At 40.8% G+C, this 18,543-nt stretch carries 11 protein-coding genes; 8 read left to right on the plus strand and 3 right to left on the minus strand.

Going from position 1 to position 18,543, the window contains the following annotated elements; genetic code table 11:
- Positions 1-348 precede the first annotated feature (348 nt).
- Together CQ839_RS21095 and CQ839_RS21100 are read right to left on the minus strand one after the other, a co-directional pair.
- A complete protein-coding gene (locus CQ839_RS21095; RefSeq protein ID WP_103670273.1) occupies positions 349-2,700 on the minus strand; it encodes a ComEC/Rec2 family competence protein in 2,352 nt (783 codons plus the stop codon).
- 4 nt (positions 2,701-2,704) lie between these two features.
- On the minus strand, positions 2,705-2,980 hold the full coding sequence (locus tag CQ839_RS21100; protein WP_103670304.1) for a hypothetical protein: 276 nt from the start codon (positions 2,978-2,980) through the stop codon (positions 2,705-2,707).
- A gap of 908 nt (positions 2,981-3,888) precedes the next feature.
- On the opposite strand from CQ839_RS21100, the gene CQ839_RS21105 reads away from it, so the two are divergent.
- Both CQ839_RS21105 and CQ839_RS21110 read left to right on the plus strand, forming a co-directional pair.
- Complete coding sequence (locus tag CQ839_RS21105) at positions 3,889-4,242, plus strand: hypothetical protein (protein WP_146048783.1); 354 nt, start codon at positions 3,889-3,891, stop codon at positions 4,240-4,242.
- A 460-nt stretch (positions 4,243-4,702) separates the two neighbouring features.
- Complete coding sequence (locus CQ839_RS21110) at positions 4,703-4,963, plus strand: hypothetical protein (RefSeq protein ID WP_103670275.1); 261 nt, start codon at positions 4,703-4,705, stop codon at positions 4,961-4,963.
- 148 nt (positions 4,964-5,111) lie between these two features.
- Here the strand turns inward: CQ839_RS21110 and CQ839_RS21115 are convergent, their stop codons facing one another.
- Entirely contained in the window at positions 5,112-6,812 is a 1,701-nt protein-coding gene (locus CQ839_RS21115) for a ShlB/FhaC/HecB family hemolysin secretion/activation protein (protein ID WP_103670276.1), read from the minus strand.
- Positions 6,813-7,046: 234 nt separating this feature from the next.
- Between CQ839_RS21115 and CQ839_RS21120 the strand changes: the two genes are divergently transcribed.
- From CQ839_RS21120 to CQ839_RS21145, 6 genes are all read left to right on the plus strand, one after another.
- On the plus strand, positions 7,047-9,578 hold the full coding sequence (locus CQ839_RS21120) for a filamentous hemagglutinin N-terminal domain-containing protein (RefSeq protein ID WP_103670277.1): 2,532 nt from the start codon (positions 7,047-7,049) through the stop codon (positions 9,576-9,578).
- Positions 9,579-9,593: 15 nt separating this feature from the next.
- Complete coding sequence (locus CQ839_RS21125) at positions 9,594-12,230, plus strand: CHAT domain-containing protein (protein WP_103670278.1); 2,637 nt, start codon at positions 9,594-9,596, stop codon at positions 12,228-12,230.
- Between the two features lie 781 nt (positions 12,231-13,011).
- Positions 13,012-13,653: a DUF928 domain-containing protein gene (locus CQ839_RS21130; protein ID WP_181016279.1), complete on the plus strand. Its 642-nt coding sequence runs from the start codon at positions 13,012-13,014 to the stop codon at positions 13,651-13,653.
- A complete protein-coding gene (locus CQ839_RS21135; protein WP_103670280.1) occupies positions 13,613-15,340 on the plus strand; it encodes a CHASE2 domain-containing protein in 1,728 nt (575 codons plus the stop codon). The genes CQ839_RS21130 and CQ839_RS21135 overlap by 41 nt, the downstream gene beginning before the upstream one ends.
- Before the next feature lie 287 nt (positions 15,341-15,627).
- Positions 15,628-17,319 carry an AarF/ABC1/UbiB kinase family protein gene (locus tag CQ839_RS21140; protein ID WP_103670281.1) on the plus strand — a complete coding sequence of 564 codons (1,692 nt, stop codon included), beginning with the start codon at positions 15,628-15,630 and terminating at the stop codon, positions 17,317-17,319.
- A 427-nt stretch (positions 17,320-17,746) separates the two neighbouring features.
- Complete coding sequence (locus CQ839_RS21145; RefSeq protein WP_103670282.1) at positions 17,747-18,493, plus strand: Stp1/IreP family PP2C-type Ser/Thr phosphatase; 747 nt, start codon at positions 17,747-17,749, stop codon at positions 18,491-18,493.
- Positions 18,494-18,543 lie beyond the last annotated feature (50 nt).

Below are 18,543 nucleotides of genomic sequence, written 5' to 3' on the forward strand. Positions count from 1 at the left end.
CTAAAAATAATTTCACTTACCAATTTAGTTTCCACTTATGGAGAACCATAGAGATAATGGTCATGGTTGATTGAGCCATCATGGGGAAGTTTATCCCATTCTTCAGTGGGAACTTTGGCTTGAATTTCTTTGACGAGCTCTAATGGGAATCTTCCTTACAATGTGGGACAGTTGAATGAGAATGACAATAATAAAAATCGTAAGCTGCTAGCATAGCAGGGCAACCACGGGGGGATTGCCCCTACCCCAAAATTTAAAGGTTCTCGTAGGGGCTACGCCCCCGTGCCAGCCCTAGACCTATGCTATGGCAGGAATTCCTTCCACGTAACATCAGTTTATAAAAAATTGTTAGATTGGAGATCTCGTGTCTTGTTGATCTCTTAGGGTATGAAAGTCTTTTTCAGGATTCCATTGAATTGCACCGTCTCGACCTGTATAAAACACTCTGATTTTGGCTTCATAAAGTTGATTGACCATAGCTTCCACGACACTAGTTGCAGACGCGATCGCAATTTTAGGATTGATCGCTTGCAAAATAGCTGGCTCTATTTGTCCTCCCGTCCACCAGAGAATATTCGCTGATAGTTTTGGAAGTAAATCTTTTTTGGCAGCGATCGCTTGTTGAGATTTTGGATCAGCATTGGGAAGTAATAACCAAGTTAGTTCACCAGTTTTTATTTTTAAAACATCAGGGGATTGATTGAGTAGTTGAATCTCCACTTGATCATTAATCGTCAAGGTTTCACCAGCTTTCAAAGATGCTAATGGAGTTTTAGTATTGGCTAGAGATTGTTGGAGATCTTGATAAGGTTTTGGCGTGACCCCGAGACTGATATCGCGAAACTGAGCGATATCTAATGAGCTAGACATCAGCACATTCCATCCGTCGCTGACATCGGGCTGCGTATCGGTGGATATCGCCCAATCAATGCGATTGACACCGAGCTTTTGTAAAAATGGCTGTAATGTAAAACTGGCAAATTGCTGATCGCCGCTATTGATTAGCACCGTTTGATTTTGATTTTTGATCAGCATGATCGGTACGTCGTTAAAGGCTGGCAATGTCACTTGAAAGACATTAGCTTGGGCGATCGCATTGGAGACAAATAGCACTACGCAAGCTAAAACAAAAGCAATCGTCCAACGCTGCATTTTGCCAAACCAAGGCAATAACCAAATCGCCATAAATAATCCATAGGCAACTAACATTTGCCAGAGATTAATTGCCCCGACACTAGTACTAGCATTGGGCAGAGTATTTAACCATTGCGCGAGGTCAATCGTCCAATGGAGCAAGGGATAGAGTATCCAAGCGATCGCTGCACCAATTGGTACAAAAATAATTCCTAAAAACCCGCTAATAATGCCGCCATAGGTGGATATCGAAACTAATGGCGTAGTAAAAACATTGGCAATCAAGCTATAGGGAGAAAGTTTGCCAAATACCAATAGTTGTAAAGGCAATGTCCAGATGTAGGCAGCGATCGGTACAGCAAGTAATTCGGCGATCGCAGGTGGCAGCCATTCTAAACGGTCGGAAATTGATCGCGATGTGGTGAGTAGTCCAAATGTTGCAAGAAAACTGAACTGAAATCCTAAATCCCAAATCCAAAGTGGTTGATATAGCAATAACAAGACTGCGGTAACGATTAGACCAATAATGGGGCGGCTTCGGCGTTGCACCACTAAACCGATCAAACTACCAAAGCCCATGACCACGGCTCGTAAAATCGACGGACTAGCACCTGTCAGCAGCAAATATCCCCCTAAACAAAGGCTCCCAATCACAAATTGCAGCTTCAGCGATTTATTCCGACTCAAGGCGATCGCTGCACCTAATACCAATGTCACTTGAAAGCCTGAAGCCGCCAGCACCGCTGCCAATCCCGCCTGAATAAAAGCATCCTTCAGATCGCTCGGCAAATCTACCGCCCGACTACCCAAAACTAACGAGCTAAGCAATGCACCCTCTGGCACACCAGCACCCATCACATGGGCACGGACAATCCGACTCACAAACCACCATTCACCAAAACTAGGAGCATCACCTTGTTGCATTAGCGATCGCCCACTCATTCCCGCAAATACGCCCTGACGAGCTAAATAGGATTTAAAATCAAAGGCTCCAAAATTATCGGCTCGATTTGGCAAATACAATCTTCCTGAAAGTTCAACCGCTTGTCCTGAGCGTAATCCTGTCACCTCGATTAATGGCACGGTTACATATAATTTGCCCGAAGCCGCTACAAATTTATTAGCCTCATCAGGTTTAGCTTCGGTACTGCTATTACTAGGATTCGCCGTAGGAATTTGAGAAATATCTTTAATATCCAATTTCCCAGAGATGTTGATCTCTTTCACCTGTAGCAAAAACTTTGCCCGCTCGCTGCGAGTCAAGCTAGGCGATTCAATTACTTGCCCCCGCACGATCGCATTGGATAACGGTGCATATTTAGAGATATCTTCAGCTTGTGGCTGAGGCGTGCGCATTTTGACATAAAAGCAAGCAAAAATAGCAATTAACGTTGCTAGCAGATAAACCCAACGTTTAGGACCTAAACGCCAAATGGCAGGAACCACTAACGACAAGCCAAAACCAGTGCCCAAAACCACATAAAAGCCTGTCCAGTCTGGCAAAAAACTGGCATAGGCTCCCGCAATAAAAAATAAGGCTATAACTAAAACAAATTGTGATTTCATTTGCTCAGATTAAATCATCGCCATATGTGTTCCGAATGGCGCGATCGCTAAATTCTGATGGCGGGCGATCATTGCTCCAAGCCCACCACACCGATTGGCACTCACAGTGATAAAACTCTTGCCACTTGCGTTGATGATTTTCAGTATAAACAGGCGATCGGCGGTTAATCCACACTGCTTTAGCTGTGCTTGGTGGCTGTCCACATTTAGGACAACAAAACCCATTAGCATGTGTAGCCTTTTCGACCCATTCTGGGGGTATTGGATTAAAAGCATCCATAAAAATGATTAGGTAATGCGACTTTGCGATCAATATTTCTGGAGATTCTGCCAAACTTATGTTGCTTTAAGTTAACGCAAGATTACCAATAAATGTCTTATGTTGTACAATTTTGGCGCAGATATACTCAGATAGTTGTATTGAACGCTTGAGAAAGTGGCTCGTTCCACGAATTCACTCAATACACTTTAAACCGATTTACAACTAATATTTTAGCCATTTGAAACCTTGCCTCAATAAAAGTTTTCCCCAATCTCTAAAATATAGCTAGCTTTCGCCAAGCATATCAGGACGTAAGCCTCAAAAGAGAGTTGATGGACTCAGCAACTAAACTCTCCTTTGGAATTTTACTTTTTCCCTACCATGACTAGTGATAGCTATAATTTCACATCACGTATTGATAACGTTCTTATAACTTTTTGGTAGTGACAACAGCAATTACTTCGCAGTATCGTTCATGGAATATTAGCTGAGTTAATTCTTTTTACTGATGTTATAGCAATGTAAGCTTTGCTTAGAATATAAAACCCAAATTAATAAAGGCGGAGCGAAGCTCCGCCTTTATTAATTTGGATTTTGATTTGTCCTAGCTATCTCTTATCCCAATTCACAAAAGTGTGGCAACACTTTCGTGAATTAAAAGCCAAACCCAGTAAGGGTTTTAAAAACACAAAATGGCGTAGCCATTTTGTGTTTTGGTATTACATTGCTATACGTGGAACGCAGATAATGAATCTCTTGCTGTTAGCGTAGCAGGACACTCACGGGGGGATTGTCCCTACCCCAAAATTTAAAGGTCATTGTAGGTGTGCCCCGTGCCAGCCCTAAACCTATGCTATGACAGGAATTCCTTCCACGTAACATCAGTTTTTAGTCTTTATGTATATTTTTGTTTAAGAGATTGATTCTTGAAAAGATTGATGTTGGGGAGTGATAATTTCGATCTTTTTTATGAAAGCAATATTGATTTTCATGTTTTTAATTTGACTGATGGCTGCAACCATAAAATTATTAAAAGATCATTAAAAAAATGGAAGAATATTATGAATTACAAAAAGATTGAGACTAATCCAAACAAGGATCAAAGGAACAATCTTTCTGGGTATTCTATAGATTTCTATACTAGTTCAGAATTTTCTTACTGCCAGCATAAAATCGATAAGAAACCCCAAAAATTCACTATTCAAGTATTGATTAATGAATTAAAAGACTTGAGTGCTAATGCTGAAAAGCTAATGAGTAAACGCAAGACAATATTATAGATTTAGGTTTCAACTGCTAGTAGAAAAAAGGACTCATTAGTTTTAGGGAAGATTTCATAATTCTTGTGTTAAGCCACGTAACATCAGAAGTTTTTATAAATTATTCTTGACCAAAGAAAGTGGATTGGCTCAATTAAACTTGCTCTAATTTTGAACAATCACAAGGGTTTCAGACAAATTTATCTTAATATTTGATTTGACTATCATGCTTAATAACTTTCTTATAACTTTTCAGTATAGACATTAGCTATTTGAATAGAATATAGTTTGCTAGTAGTTAAATACTACGACGAGTTTCTGGATTGTACAGGTTTTGATATCCATCAATGAAAATGGAAATAAAAACAGACTTTTCCAGTTGTCTTCATTTATGTGTTTGGGGTAGGGAATCAAAATAATTACTAAATTGATTCTAAATTAGGTTTCTTGAAATCAAATCGTAAAATCCTTGGGGTTAATCATGAAAATTTCTTCTGTCTTTTGTATTTCCGCGATCGCAACATCTACTTTAATTACTTTTAGTACTGCTGCTTTAGCAATTTCTCAGCCTAAAAACATCACTACGAATTTGGAATTACAGTCTCTTCAAATATCGGAGCTTTCTACACAAAAGAATAATAATGTCAGCGCAAAAGCTGAAAAGGAAGAGGAAGAGGAGCAAACAACTGCTGGACGATGTGATCCTTCTCACCCTCTGTTTCCTTTTTGTGGATGGTGGTAAACGCCACATCCAACCTCATCTTGAATCCATAGTTATCCCAAATATTAGTTTCTGCAATCTACCGCAATTACCTATCAAACGAACCACAAAAAATCTTTTGTGGTTCGTTTGATAGGTAATTGCGGTAATCAAACATTCTGAACTGAAATCAAAATAGCCTATACGACAGCGAAAAATAGATGCTACTGTCTTGGTGATTATTCCTAATGGAAATCAGGGGTAATCCGTAATCTAATTTTGCCGTGAGCCGATCACCCATTTGCCAACGCAGTCCCAAACCTGTTCCTAGTATCCAGTTGTTTGCAGGAGTAGTCGAACTTTCCTGATTCCACACGCTTCCAACATCAATAAAAGGTACAATTTGTAATAGCCCTTGCAATTCTGGAACGCTCACAATCGGAAATCGTGCTTCTAAAGAAACATTCATTCCATTATCGCCAACTAGAACATCTTGTCGATAACCTCGACCATTTTGAGAACCTCCTAGACTAAATTTTTCTGCGGCTGGCAGAGCGCGATCAGCAAACTGGATACTACCACTCACAATCAGCAAGGTGTCCTCGGCTAAAGCTCGAATATATTGCAATTGTCCACGCCAAGCGACAAAACCACTATCTGGAGATCTGAGGTTAATCGTAGAATTTAGAACGCCTCTCAGACCCACACTTATTTGCGATCGCAATGCAATGACATCCTCGCTACTACGCTGCGTATAGTCTTGAAAAAAACGTAAAGCTGAGAGCTTAGTTTTACCGAAATCATCTGAACCTGCGGAGAGAGGAATTGGCAACTTGAGTAAGGTTGTAAAGCTGTCGCTATGAGATGCGGTCAAACCGAGCGCAAATTCTTGGGCAGGAGTTTGGATGAGTGGTTGCCGAAAAGTTAATTCGTAAGTTGTAGAGTTGGAATAAATATCCAGAATTTTGAATTCGGATTCGACCACATTGCTATTGGTATTGCTAAATAGAAAGCTCAAAGTTCCGTTATAGGCATTAACTGGCAATGTGTAGCCGAGATTATACTGATTTCGACCATCGGTATTGCCATAGGTGGCGATAATGCGATCGCCTAAGCCCAGTAAATTGCGATCGCTTATTTCAACCTGTCGCGATAACTGCCCAACACTAGGAGACGCATAATTATCGAGGCTTGCTCTGGCATTAAAGGAATTTGCCTCATCAACCTTAACCGCTAAGATACTTGTTCCTAGTTGTGAGCCAGTTTTGAGTTCTGAAGAAACAAACTTGAATAAAGGATCGAGCTGCAATAATTGCAAAGCATTGAGCAAGCGATCGCGGTTTAAAGGAGCGCCTGTCGCTATCTCTAGGCGAGAGCGGATATAGTTAGGGGCAACGCGATTTGTCCCTGTGATTTGAATTTCTTCGAGCTTACCTTCAACGACTTGAATTGTGATATTGCCATTATTCGTCTCTTGAGGAGGAATAAAAGCGCCTGATGTGATGTATCCGTTACGAATATATAAATCAGCGATTGCTGCCCGTGCTTGCAATAATTCCGCAAAACTGATGGGACGATTAGTAAAAGATTTGACAACAGCAGCTAATTCCTCTGCCGAGAACACAGTACTACCAATTACCCGAAACTCCTGCACAACAAAAGTAGTGGTTGAGTCAGGTATTTTTCGATTTGGTTCGATTTGAGGACTGCTTGGTATTAATAGTTGGTCAACAGGAGGCAGTCGTCGTGGAGATTCTTCTGGTCTGACAGGCACAGATGGAACTAGATTTGACGGTATAGTAGATTGAGCTAGAATAGAATTATCTTCTAACAAACAACCAAATATAGCGATCAGACCGCAAAAAAACATGCGTCTCCACAGTAACTGCATCTAGATATATCTCCTCACATAAAGTTTTGCCAGTGATTACAAAACTAATTTTCCAGCAATACAGCGATTCTGCTTGGGGGATGTTTCTTTAAACCAAACTAGAGCCGCTATACAGCATATAGCAATAATATTAAAAGCTAATGGTTTAATTCGTTGCAGTAAATTAAATTTAAGTTGATATAGAAGTACCAGAATAATAAATAGCTTGTGTTATGTAATAAAGGTTTTATTAATATGAAGATTCTGCGACAAAACTCTCTCAAGAATATAACTATCTTGGGCTTTGCCTTAGCAAATTTTTCTGTAATATGCATCCCTGAACTTTCATTTGCACAAATTACACCTGACACTACGTTATCAACTAATTCTATTGTTGTCGGAGGACCAACTTTCACAATTACGGGAGGGACAACAGCAAATACTAACTTATTTCATAGCTTTAGCCAGTTTTCCTTAATTAATGGTGAGACAGCAGATTTCGCTAATTCCCCCGCTATCCAAAACATTCTAGTTCGGGTAACTGGCGGTAATATCTCTAACATTGATGGAGTAATTAGTGCCAATGGCAATGCTAACTTGTTTTTGATTAATCCTAATGGAATTGTTTTTGGGCAAAATGCGAGGTTGCAAATAGGAGGCTCATTTTTTGCGACTACGGCTAATAGTGTTAGATTTCTAGATGGGAGTGAATTTAGAGCCAATGCAAGTACGCAAACAACCTCACCTCTATTGTTAGTAAGTACTCCAGTTGGATTGCAGTTTAACGGCACAACTAATGGCGCAATAGTTGCACAGGGTAATGGAAACGGCTTAAGGTTCGTCCCTTTTGCAATTTTTAAGCCTAACAATCCATCTTTAAATGTGGGTGGCGGTGTATTAGGCAGTCGGACTTTAGCGCTGGTCGGGGGTGATGTGACTTTGAGGGGAGCGAACTTGACGGCAGATAGCGGACGTATCGAACTTGGTAGCGTCGCAGGTAATGGATTTGTAGCGATCGCGCAAACGGCAAATAATTTTATTTTAAATTACGATCAGGTTCCTAATTTTGGCAATATCCGACTAGAGCAAGCTGCCTTAGCAGATACAAGTGGGAACAACGGTGGAGGTAGTATTCAGGTACAAGGCAAACAAGTAATTCTGAGTGATGGCTCAGTTCTGCGATCTTCATCACTGTTAAATGGAAATGGAAGTGAGATATTTGTCCGTGCTACCGAACTTCTCTCAGCAAGGGGAGTATCCAACACTCCATTCCCTAGTGGCATATTTACAGATACATCACCAGTTTCTTCAGGAAAAGGTAGTAATATCACGATCTCCACAAACAAATTAGAAGTAACAGATGGGGCGCAAATTTCTGCTGGTACATATGGTTCGGGAAATGCGGGCGAGATCAAAGTTAATGCTAGTGAAATTTTATTAAAGGGTACGTCTAATTCAGGTCGTTATGTAAGTGGAATATTCTCACAGGTTCTAGACAGACTAGTGACAGGTAATAGCGGAAGAGTAACTGTTACTACTGATAACCTGCAAATATTGAATGGCGGGAGCCTCACAACTGCTACTTTTGGAATTGGCAATGCAGGCAATCTAAATATCATCGCGAAAAATATCAGCCTATTCGGGACTAATAATTTCCCGACAGGTATTTCATCCGCAGTAGAGTTCGGCGCAAAGGGCAATGGAGGCATATTGGCAATCACATCAGACAATCTGTCGATTAACAATGGCGCTCAAGTCTCTGTTGGTACGGCTGGGAGTGGCAATGCGGGTAACTTATTCGTAAATGCGAAGACAATTGATATTGCTGGGCAGGTTGAGCGTGGACGTAGTGGTTTATTTGCCAATGCCATTTTTGGTACGGGCAGTGGAGGTGATATTGTCGTTACTAGCGATCAATTGACCGTGCGTGATGGTGGTCTTATCAGTGCAAGCAACTTTCGCAGTAATAGTACCACCTTCCCTGGAAGAGGTTCGGTGGGTAATATAAACATTACTTCGCCATCCATTCTGCTGAATGGTGGACGGATAAATATTGATTCGTTGAGTGGCTCTCGCGGCAATATTAACTTGAACTCAACACTGACACTTTTGCGGAATGCTAGCAGCATCTCCACCAATGCCTTAGGTAATGCGACAGGTGGAAACATTTGGATTAACACCGACTTTTTGGTGGCAGTTCCCTTAGAAAATAGCGATATCACTGCTAACTCTTTGAATAGCTTCGGTGGACAAGTGATTATCACGGCTAAAGGCGTAATTGGTTTTCAGTTTTTGAATCGATTAACTCCCTTCAGTGACATTACTGCAACCTCGGCTTTAGGAACACAATTTAATGGGCTTGTGGAAATTCGATCGCCCGACAACGATCTCAGCCGAGGTTTAGTCAAACTTCCTGATAATTTAACCGATGCCAATAAACAAATTGTGGCGGCTTGCGATCGCTTTCGTGGCAATGAGCTAATCTCTACTGGACGTGGCGGTGCTCCAACTGATGCAACCCAAACAATCTCCAGTCAGGCGATTTGGCGAGATTTACGATTGTCCGAGATCCCCTCGACTCAATCAAATCCCACGTCTCAAACCTCGTCAAATCAAGTTGCCACTCAGTCCAATCAACCAGTTGCCACTCAACCCATTCCCAAAATTGAAGCCCAAGGATGGGAAAAAGATGCAAATGGAAACTTGAAACTATTAGCCTATGCGAACTCGCCATCAGAGCCAGTGTGGCGATCTCCTGTCATTTGTCCTACAAATCCAATTAAATAGATAGAGATAAAAAACATGAAATTTGCGATCTCTACTGCTCGAAAGTTCTGGCTAATAATTAATAAAAAGAAACTGACATTCCTGTTGATGTTGGCGATCGCTACCTACTGCTCAATCGCATTTATCCAACCTGCGATCGCGACCAAAAACGAAGTTAATCAACCTGTCCCATCACAATTGTCCCAGTCACCTCAAATCTCATTGCTAGATCAAGGAAGCCGCCTCTACGCACAAGGCAACCTTACCGAAGCCGTAGCTACATGGCAAAAAGCTCTATTTACTTATCGTCTTCGCCAAAACACCATAACTGAAAAATTACGCGCCCAATTAAATGAGGCGCTGTGCCTAAATTATCTCTCAATGGCTTATCAAGAACTTGGCGAGTGGGAACAAGCTCAAGAAACGATATCCCAGAGTGCAAATTTACTGGATAGACAACTATTAGCGAGTAAAGAAGGACTAGCGATCGCGGCAAGAATCAGCAATACACAGGGTAGCCTCCAACTTGCTATGGGCAATCCCCAAGCCGCCCTAGACAATTGGAAAATAGCGGCGGAGCGATACACTCAACTCGATGACGAAATTGGGCTATTAGGTAGTCAAACCAATCAAGCACAGGCACTACAAGCTTTAGGGCTATTTCGTCTAGCGAGCGAACAATTAGAAGCGATCGAATTGCGTCTCCAAAAGCAACCAGACTCACTCCTTAAATCTGTAGCGCTACATAGCCTAGGCACGACCCTACAGACTCTTGGTGATCTTGCCAAGTCTCAAAAAATCCTCGAACAAAGCTTAGCGATCTCTCAAAAACTAAACAATCCTGCCGAGAGCAGCGCCACATTAATCAGCATTGGTAATAACTTCAGGTTTATCAAAGATGTAGATGGCGCTTTACAAAAATATGAACAAGCAGCAAAAAATTCTCCTGTAAGCATCCTGCGCTTAGAAGCACAGGCTTTAAATTTAAGTTTGCTCGTCGAAAGCGATCGCCTGCAACAAGTTCAACCACTATGGCAACAGATCGAACCAGATCTGACAAAATTGCAGCCTAGTCGTCGCAGCATTTATCTGATCGTCAATTTAAGCGAAAGCTTAATGAAGATTAAAGATCCAAATGCTCGTCCGATTACCACATCCAAGATTGCTGAGTTATTAACCGTAGCGGTGCGGCAAGCCCAATCCATTCAAGACCGCAGAGCAGAGTCATTTGCAGTTGGTGCTTTAGGTGGACTTTACGAACAAAATCAACAACTCACAGAAGCCTATCAGCTTTCCCAACGGGCGCTCTTGCTTGCTCAATCAATCAGTGCCGATGACTTACTCTATCGTTGGCAATGGCTCTCAGGTCGCATCTTAAACAAACAGGGCAAATCCGACCTCGCGATCGCGGCTTATAGTGAGGCAATCAAGAATATCCAAAATCTGCGTCGAGAGTTAGTCGCGACATCGCCAGAAGTTCAGTTTGCCTTTCGCGATCGCATCGAGCCAATTTACCGTGAACTCGTCTCTCTATTACTAAAAAGCGATAAACCATCTCAAGAAAACCTGATCCAAGCGCGGCTTACCCTTGAGTCACTGCAAGTCGTAGAACTAGAAAATTTCTTTCGAGCAGCTTGTCTCAATATTCAACCACAGCAAATTGATGCTGTTGACTCCAATTCCGCAGTGATCTATTCGGCTATCTTAAGCGATCGCCTAGCATTGATCCTCTCATTACCCCAAGAGCCTCTGCAATATTATTCCTCGAATATATCGCAGACAGAATTAGAAGAAAGTGCAGATCAATTTCTTCAAGCCCTGAACCCAGCATTTTCTGAACGTATTCGCTTAAAAGTCTCTCAAAAACTATACGACTTGATCATCCGTCCTTCAGAAACAGCCCTCACCAAAAAGCAAATCAAAAATTTAGTATTTGTTCTAGATGGCTCATTGCGAAATCTGCCCATGGCAGCCCTACATGATGGCAAGCAATATGCGATCGAAAAATATAGTATTGCATTGACCCCAGGACTACAAATATTAGGCGCAAAGCCTCTAGATCGAGGACAACTAAAAGTTTGGCTAGGAGGACTATCAGAAGCTAGGCAAGGTTTTACTGAGTTAAGAGGGGTAAAGTTTGAAGCTAACCAAATCTCCAAGCAAATTCCCACTGACTTAGAACTAAATAGCGACTTTACTAAAACGAACTTACAGAAAGGGCTATCGGAGGCAGGGACAGCTATAGTCCACCTAGCAACGCATGGACAGTTTAGCTCCGATCCAGAGTCAACATTTATTCTGGCTTGGGATGATCGAGTCACTGTTCCAGATTTCTATAAGTTTTTGCGCGATCGCACCGACAATCGAAAACAACCTTTAGAGTTACTTGTTCTCAGTGCTTGTAAAACTGCCGAAGGTGATGTGAAAGCCATCTTGGGACTTGCAGGTATCGCAATACGCTCAGGAGCTCGGAGCACGATTGGCAGTCTATGGGCTGTGAATGACGACTCAACCAGTAAGCTGATGTCAAACTTTTATGACATTCTCATCAAGCAACCAACTATTTCTAAAGCGGAAGCATTGCAGAAATCTCAACTTTCAATACTTAAAGATTCACAATACCGACACCCATACTACTGGGCAGCTTTTGTACTAGTAGGTAGCTGGCTTTAAGTTGCAATACTCACTGCCAGAATAAATCCGTAACCTATAGCAATAAAAGGTTTGCTTAGGACATAAAACCCCAAATAAAAGTGACGGTGCTTAGCGCCGTCACTTTTATTTGGGGTTTTGAATTGACCTATCTAGCTCTTTTACTAATATAAATATTGCAGTTCTAATTCGTTCGTAGATTTTTAGGCTTTTGGAAGCAATCCTGAACAAGTTGACATACAAAACAATTAGAAAGAATTCATATTTTCGGGTAAACTAGCCATAATTATTTAGAATTGTTAGAATAGCACTTATCCTAGTAGATAGTTAGCTTTTATATAAGCACTTATCTTACAAAGAACCACTATCTAAAAGAAATATATTGTTAGGAAGAAAATTGCATCAAATAACTAGTAGACATAGAAATATATATATCTTTTGTATAACTTTTAAATATAGCTAAATCATAATCACTAGACTATGATAAATCACAGTTATTGTATCCAGCACTACTTTTGCAATCACCAATAGCAAAAGATAAAAATCAGTATATTTATTGATTTTTATCTTTTGCTATTGGGTATATTAATCCTAAATTAACCATATGAAGCTAAAGCTAATAACAAGGGAATTAATGCCATTGGCTTTACTTCAAATAATTTAGAATTTCTATATTAACTATGAATATTTTCTCCCAATTGAGGATATAAAAATGTACTCAAATCTATCTACTCTCTCCAAGATTTTTCTTTCGACATCAACAGCTACTTTACTATCATTGGCATTTATGTCTGAGATAATAATGGCGCAAACAATTAATTTTAAGCCACCTAGTGGTGGAGCACCTAAGACTACAACTGGAGCGGCAACTCGCGACCAAAGCTGCTTAATTGATGCTTCCGAGCCCAATAAGAAACCACTACAAACATTACCAATTCTGCCTCAATCAAACTATGGTTTAACAGTCTCTAGCCGACCTGAATTTCTGATATTTAAGACTAAAAGTACAGCTAAACAGATGTTTTTGAGCCTTGAAAGTGAAGATGGAGAACAGGTTTATCAAACTTTCTTGCCTCTACCATCAGAGGTTGGTTTTGTCACCATTGCTTTCCCCAGTCAAGCTCCAGAAATGATTGTGAATAAAAAATATAAATGGACAATGACCTTTATCTGTGGGAAAGCTCTCAGACCAGACAGCCCTGCTATTACAGGTTGGATTCACCGCATCCCTCAATCACAAATGCTCACTGCTAAGTTGCAAACAGCATCACCAGTTGATCGAGTTGTCATATATGGAGAAAATGGCATTTGGTATGACATGATCAATGAAATAAATAAATTGCAGAAGCAAACCCCTAACAATCAAGTACTTTCTAGAGCTTGGGACAAGTTGCTAAAAGATCATGTCGTTCAACCATCTGAATCCATTACGCTTGCTAAATAAGGGCATAATTAGGACCGTTAATAAACTTCAAGCAAGTATATTTACGATTCCAATTTTAATCGCAATCCTAATTTGCTCGTTACAAATATTTGGGTTGTTTCAATTACTAGAACTGAAGTTTTTAGATAGGCTCTTCCAATTACGATCATCTGAAGGCTTAGAACCTCGAATTGTCATAGTCACTTTTGATGATAGTGATATTGCAAAAGTTGGGAAATGGCCATTTCCAGATGATGTAGTTGCGAAACTAATTACTACAGTTAAAGAAGGCAATCCACGATTAATTGGGTTAGATGTATATCGTAATCTTCCAGTAGAACCAGGTTTTGATGAATTAAAAAGGGTTTTTCAATCTACTCCAAATCTGATTGTTGCGGAAAAATTTGTTAATCCAAGTGTCCTACCGCCATCTTACATTGATTATGAAAATCAAGTTGGTTTCGTGGATACTGTAGTCGATCAGGATGGTACGGTAAGACGAGGATTACTATCTATTGAGAAGCCTAATGGGAAGATAATTTATAGCTTTTCAATCAAAATAGCCTTAAAGTATTTGGAGTCAGAAAATATATTTCCACAGATATCTTCAGGTGATGACCGCACTGTGGTTTTAGGCAAATCCAAATTTGCTCCATTAGATCCCTCTCAAACAGGTTATGGATCTGAAGACAATGGTGGATACCAAACCTTACTAAATTACCGCTGCCTTAGAGAATGTTTTCAGGAAGTTTCCACAACAGATATTTTAGATGGGAATTATCCCAAGAATCTATTTAGAAATCGGATTGTTTTAATTGGATCTACCGCAGAAAGTCTCCGTGATTTCTTCTTTTCGCCATATGGCAAAATTCCAGGTGTACATATTCATGCCAATTTGATATCACAAATCATTAGTGGAGCCATAGATAAACGTCCATTTTTACAAACCTATCCAAAGTGGATGGAAGGAATATGGATTGTTTTATGGTCTTCTATTGGTGTGGGAGGAATTTCAGGTTTTTTGCGCGGTGGCAATCTTGCAAAAACTCAATTTATTACAGGGATACTAACCTTCCTTCTTATATCAATGTTGGGTTTGGTATTAATTAGTTATGTTTCTTTTTTGTTTAGTTTTTGGGTGCCAATAGTTCCTACTCTATGCTCATTTTTATTAAGCAGTGTTATCTCCATTATTCAACTTGGTGAAAAGTTTCGCTACGCCTCAAATATTGATGAACTAACTCAGATTGCAAATCGGCGTTATTTTGATCGCTTTCTGGGAAAAAACTTTCAAACTAAGCAAAATCTTTCTGTCATCATCTGTGATGTTGATCACTTTAAACTTTATAACGATAGCTATGGACATCAAGCAGGAGATACATGCTTACAACAAGTGGCACAAGCAATTAATGAATCTGTCCGCATTGGTGAACTTGCTGGTCGGTATGGCGGGGAAGAATTTGCAGTGATTCTTCCCCATACCAGTTATGAAGCAGCCTTAGCTGTAGCGGACAGGATCGTTACGAATGTGCGTAATCTAAATATTCCTCATAAAAGCTCAAAGACTAGTAGTATCGTGACATTAAGCTGTGGAGTTGCGAGCATGACTGCTGAGGATAGTTCTAGCTTGGATTTGTTGATTAAAGCCGATCGCGCTCTATACAAAGCAAAAGAACAAGGAAGAAATAGATCTGCGGGTTATGTTTAGTGGACTTTGTATTACTGCTGCCGACATGCTCATTGGTATTACTAGGATAAATCAAAACCCAAATTAATAAAGGCGGAGCTTCGCTCCGCCTTTATTAATTTGGGTTTTATGTCCTAAGCAAAGCTTACATTGCTATACACAGAATAGTAAGGGTTTTAAATTCTCAAAATAGCGTTGCCATTTTGAGAATTTGTTCAAACAGTCATTGCCTTGAAAATGTAAAGATTTAGGTTAAGATGTAAAGGTTTATTACAGATTTTTGATAGTCCTACCATTGCTAGTGAACCGTGCCAGCTTTACCATCTGAACCAAATTATCGCTGGAGTCGTGACAACTACTCTGAACTCGCCCGCAGCATCGACATTTGGCGAACCGTCCTCACATTTTCTTGGATGATTTGGATCGATGGCAAAAAATGGAGCTATGTCGGCGGCAAGAATGAAGCCAAAGTCAAAAAACGTACTCGCAAACGCGCTGTTTGGCTACGTGAATCAATGCTACAACTGGGACCAACCTTTATTAAGGTCGGTCAATTACTCTCAACACGCGCTGATATTTTACCTGCGGAGTCAGTAGAGGAGCTATCAAAATTACAAGATAAAGTTCCCGCATTCACGGCAACCAAAGCTCAACAAATCATTGAGTCAGATTTAGGTAAGCCGATCGCTGAAATGTTTGGTTACTTCGATCCGATCCCCCTTGCGGCGGCGAGTCTCGGACAGGTGCATAAGGCTCAATTGCATACGGGCGAAGAAATCGTTGTTAAGGTACAACGTCCTGGATTATTAAAATTATTTGCGATCGATTTAGGAATTCTTAAGCGAATCGCGCAATATTTTCAAAATCATCCTAAACATGGGCGAGGACGCGATTGGGTGGGCATTTATGAGGAATGCAGCAAAATTCTTTACGAAGAAGCAGATTATTTAAACGAAGGCAAGAATGCGGATACCTTTCGTCGTAACTTCCGTAGCGATCGCCGTATTATGGTTCCACGTGTATATTGGCGATATGCCTCACGGCGGGTGCTGACGCTGGAGTATATGCCAGGGATTAAGGTTAGCAATTATGAAGCGCTGGAAGCTGCTGGCATTGATCGCAAAGGCATTGCCCGAATTGGCGCAGAAGCTTATCTTGAGCAACTACTCAATCATGGATTTTTTCACGCCGATCCTCATCCTGGAAACTTAGCGGTGACTGGCAAAGGCGAATTGATTTTCTATGATTTCGGGATGATGGGTCAGATCCAATCGATTACCCGCGAAAAATTATTAAAGACTTTCTTCGGGATCGCCCAAAAAGATGCTGAAGCCGTGATTAATTCTTTAATCGAGCTAGGCGCTTTAGAAGTTACGGGTGATACTGGCCCAATTAGACGTTCTGTGCAGTATATGCTTGACAACTTCATGGGTCAGCCGATGGAAAAACAGTCGGTTGCTGCCATCAGTGATGATTTGTACGATATTGCTTATGACCAACCATTTCGATTTCCCGCCACATTTACCTTTGTCTTAAGAGCAATTTCTACGCTTGAAGGTCTAGGTAAAGGACTCGATCCAAACTTTAACTTTATGGAAGTAGCCAAACCCTACGCAACAAATCTTATGGAAAATGGTAGTTCTAAAGAATCAGGAAATTTGTCCACAGCTTTCTTTGGTGAGTTAGGTAGGCAAGCCGCACAGGTAAGTAATACTGCGATCGCCTTACCTCGTCGCATAGATGACACCCTCGCCAAACTTGATCGCGGTGATATTCGGGTCAGAGTCAAATCTCAAGAAACTGATCGCCTATTACGACGTTTAAGTAATGTCGGCATTGGCGGAATTTATGCGCTATTGGGTGCAACTTGTTTGTTGTGTGCCACGCTGTTATTTGTGAATGGTTCACAGATTCCCGCTGTAATTGCCGCGATCATAGCGGGGCTGTTTATCTTAGTTTTATTACGATTGCTATCAAAAATCGATCGTCCTGAAAGATAATTAATCTCTTGTTTTTCTATGTCTACGACATCTTCTTATACCAAAACACAAAGTGGCGTAGCCATTTTGTGTTTTTAAAACCCTTACAGAGTCTGTTTTTTAATTCACAAAAGTGAGGCAACACTTTTGTGAATTGGTAGTTAGAGCATCAAAGCCCAAAAGATGAGAGGCGGTGCTTCGCACCGCCTCTCATCTTTTGGGCTTTGATATGTCTTAATACAAATGACTATGAAAACAATTTCAAGACTTATAGCGCCTGCGGCGCTATAAGTCTTGAAATTGTTTTCACAATGAGCATCTGCGAAAGCATAGAAAAACTAAAATAAGGATTGCATGGATATTTCTGTAGTTTTTGCCTGTGAGGGGTAAACTAAAGATTGCTGTAGCAAAACTGGTCAATTCAATACGTCGAGCCGAACCACCTAACATGAAGCGTCTATTTGCGGGAGCAACCGATACAGGCTGCGTCAGATCAGCCAACCAAGATTCTTACCATATCGACCCTGAGGGACGATTTTTTGTAGTTGCTGATGGAATGGGAGGACACGCAGGAGGGGAGGTAGCAAGTCAGATTGCTGTCGATTCCATTCGCGCATGTTTAGAAGCATTTTGGGATGTTGAAACAGACACCCAAAAACTAATGCAAGATGCTATTAGTAAGGCAAATCAAGCAATTATTAACGATCAAGCTGCTAATCCTGTGCGATCGGATATGGGTACAACTATTGTCGTATTACTCTTTCGCGACGATCAGCCTTGGTACTCTCATATTGGTGATTCGCGGTTATATCGATTACGTGGTGCAAAGCTTGATCAAATCAGTGAAGACCATACATGGATTGCTAGAGCAATTCAAACAGGGGTTGTCAATCCTGAAGAAGCTAAAAGCCATCCTTGGCGACATATGTTGTTGCAATGTTTGGGCCGTGAAGATGTTAAATCAACTACGGCTCGTGAAATCGAATGGCAACCAGGCGATCGCTTCTTGATCTGTAGTGATGGTTTGACTGAAGAACTCAGCGATGATCGAATTGCACACCATCTCAAGGGCATTCGTAACTGCCAACAAGCAGCTCAAACTCTAATCGAGTCAGCTAAGTTACGTGGTGGTCGCGACAATATCACTGTCGTGATTGTTTCTAACGAACTAAATCAAAACTCCCAAGAAGACTAAATAAGGCTACGTTTGTGCGGTCTTACTTAGTCTTAAAAGCTCTGTAAAGC

Origin of the sequence: Pseudanabaena sp. BC1403, from assembly GCF_002914585.1 — a bacterium.
In the GTDB taxonomy this organism is placed as follows: domain Bacteria; phylum Cyanobacteriota; class Cyanobacteriia; order Pseudanabaenales; family Pseudanabaenaceae; genus Pseudanabaena.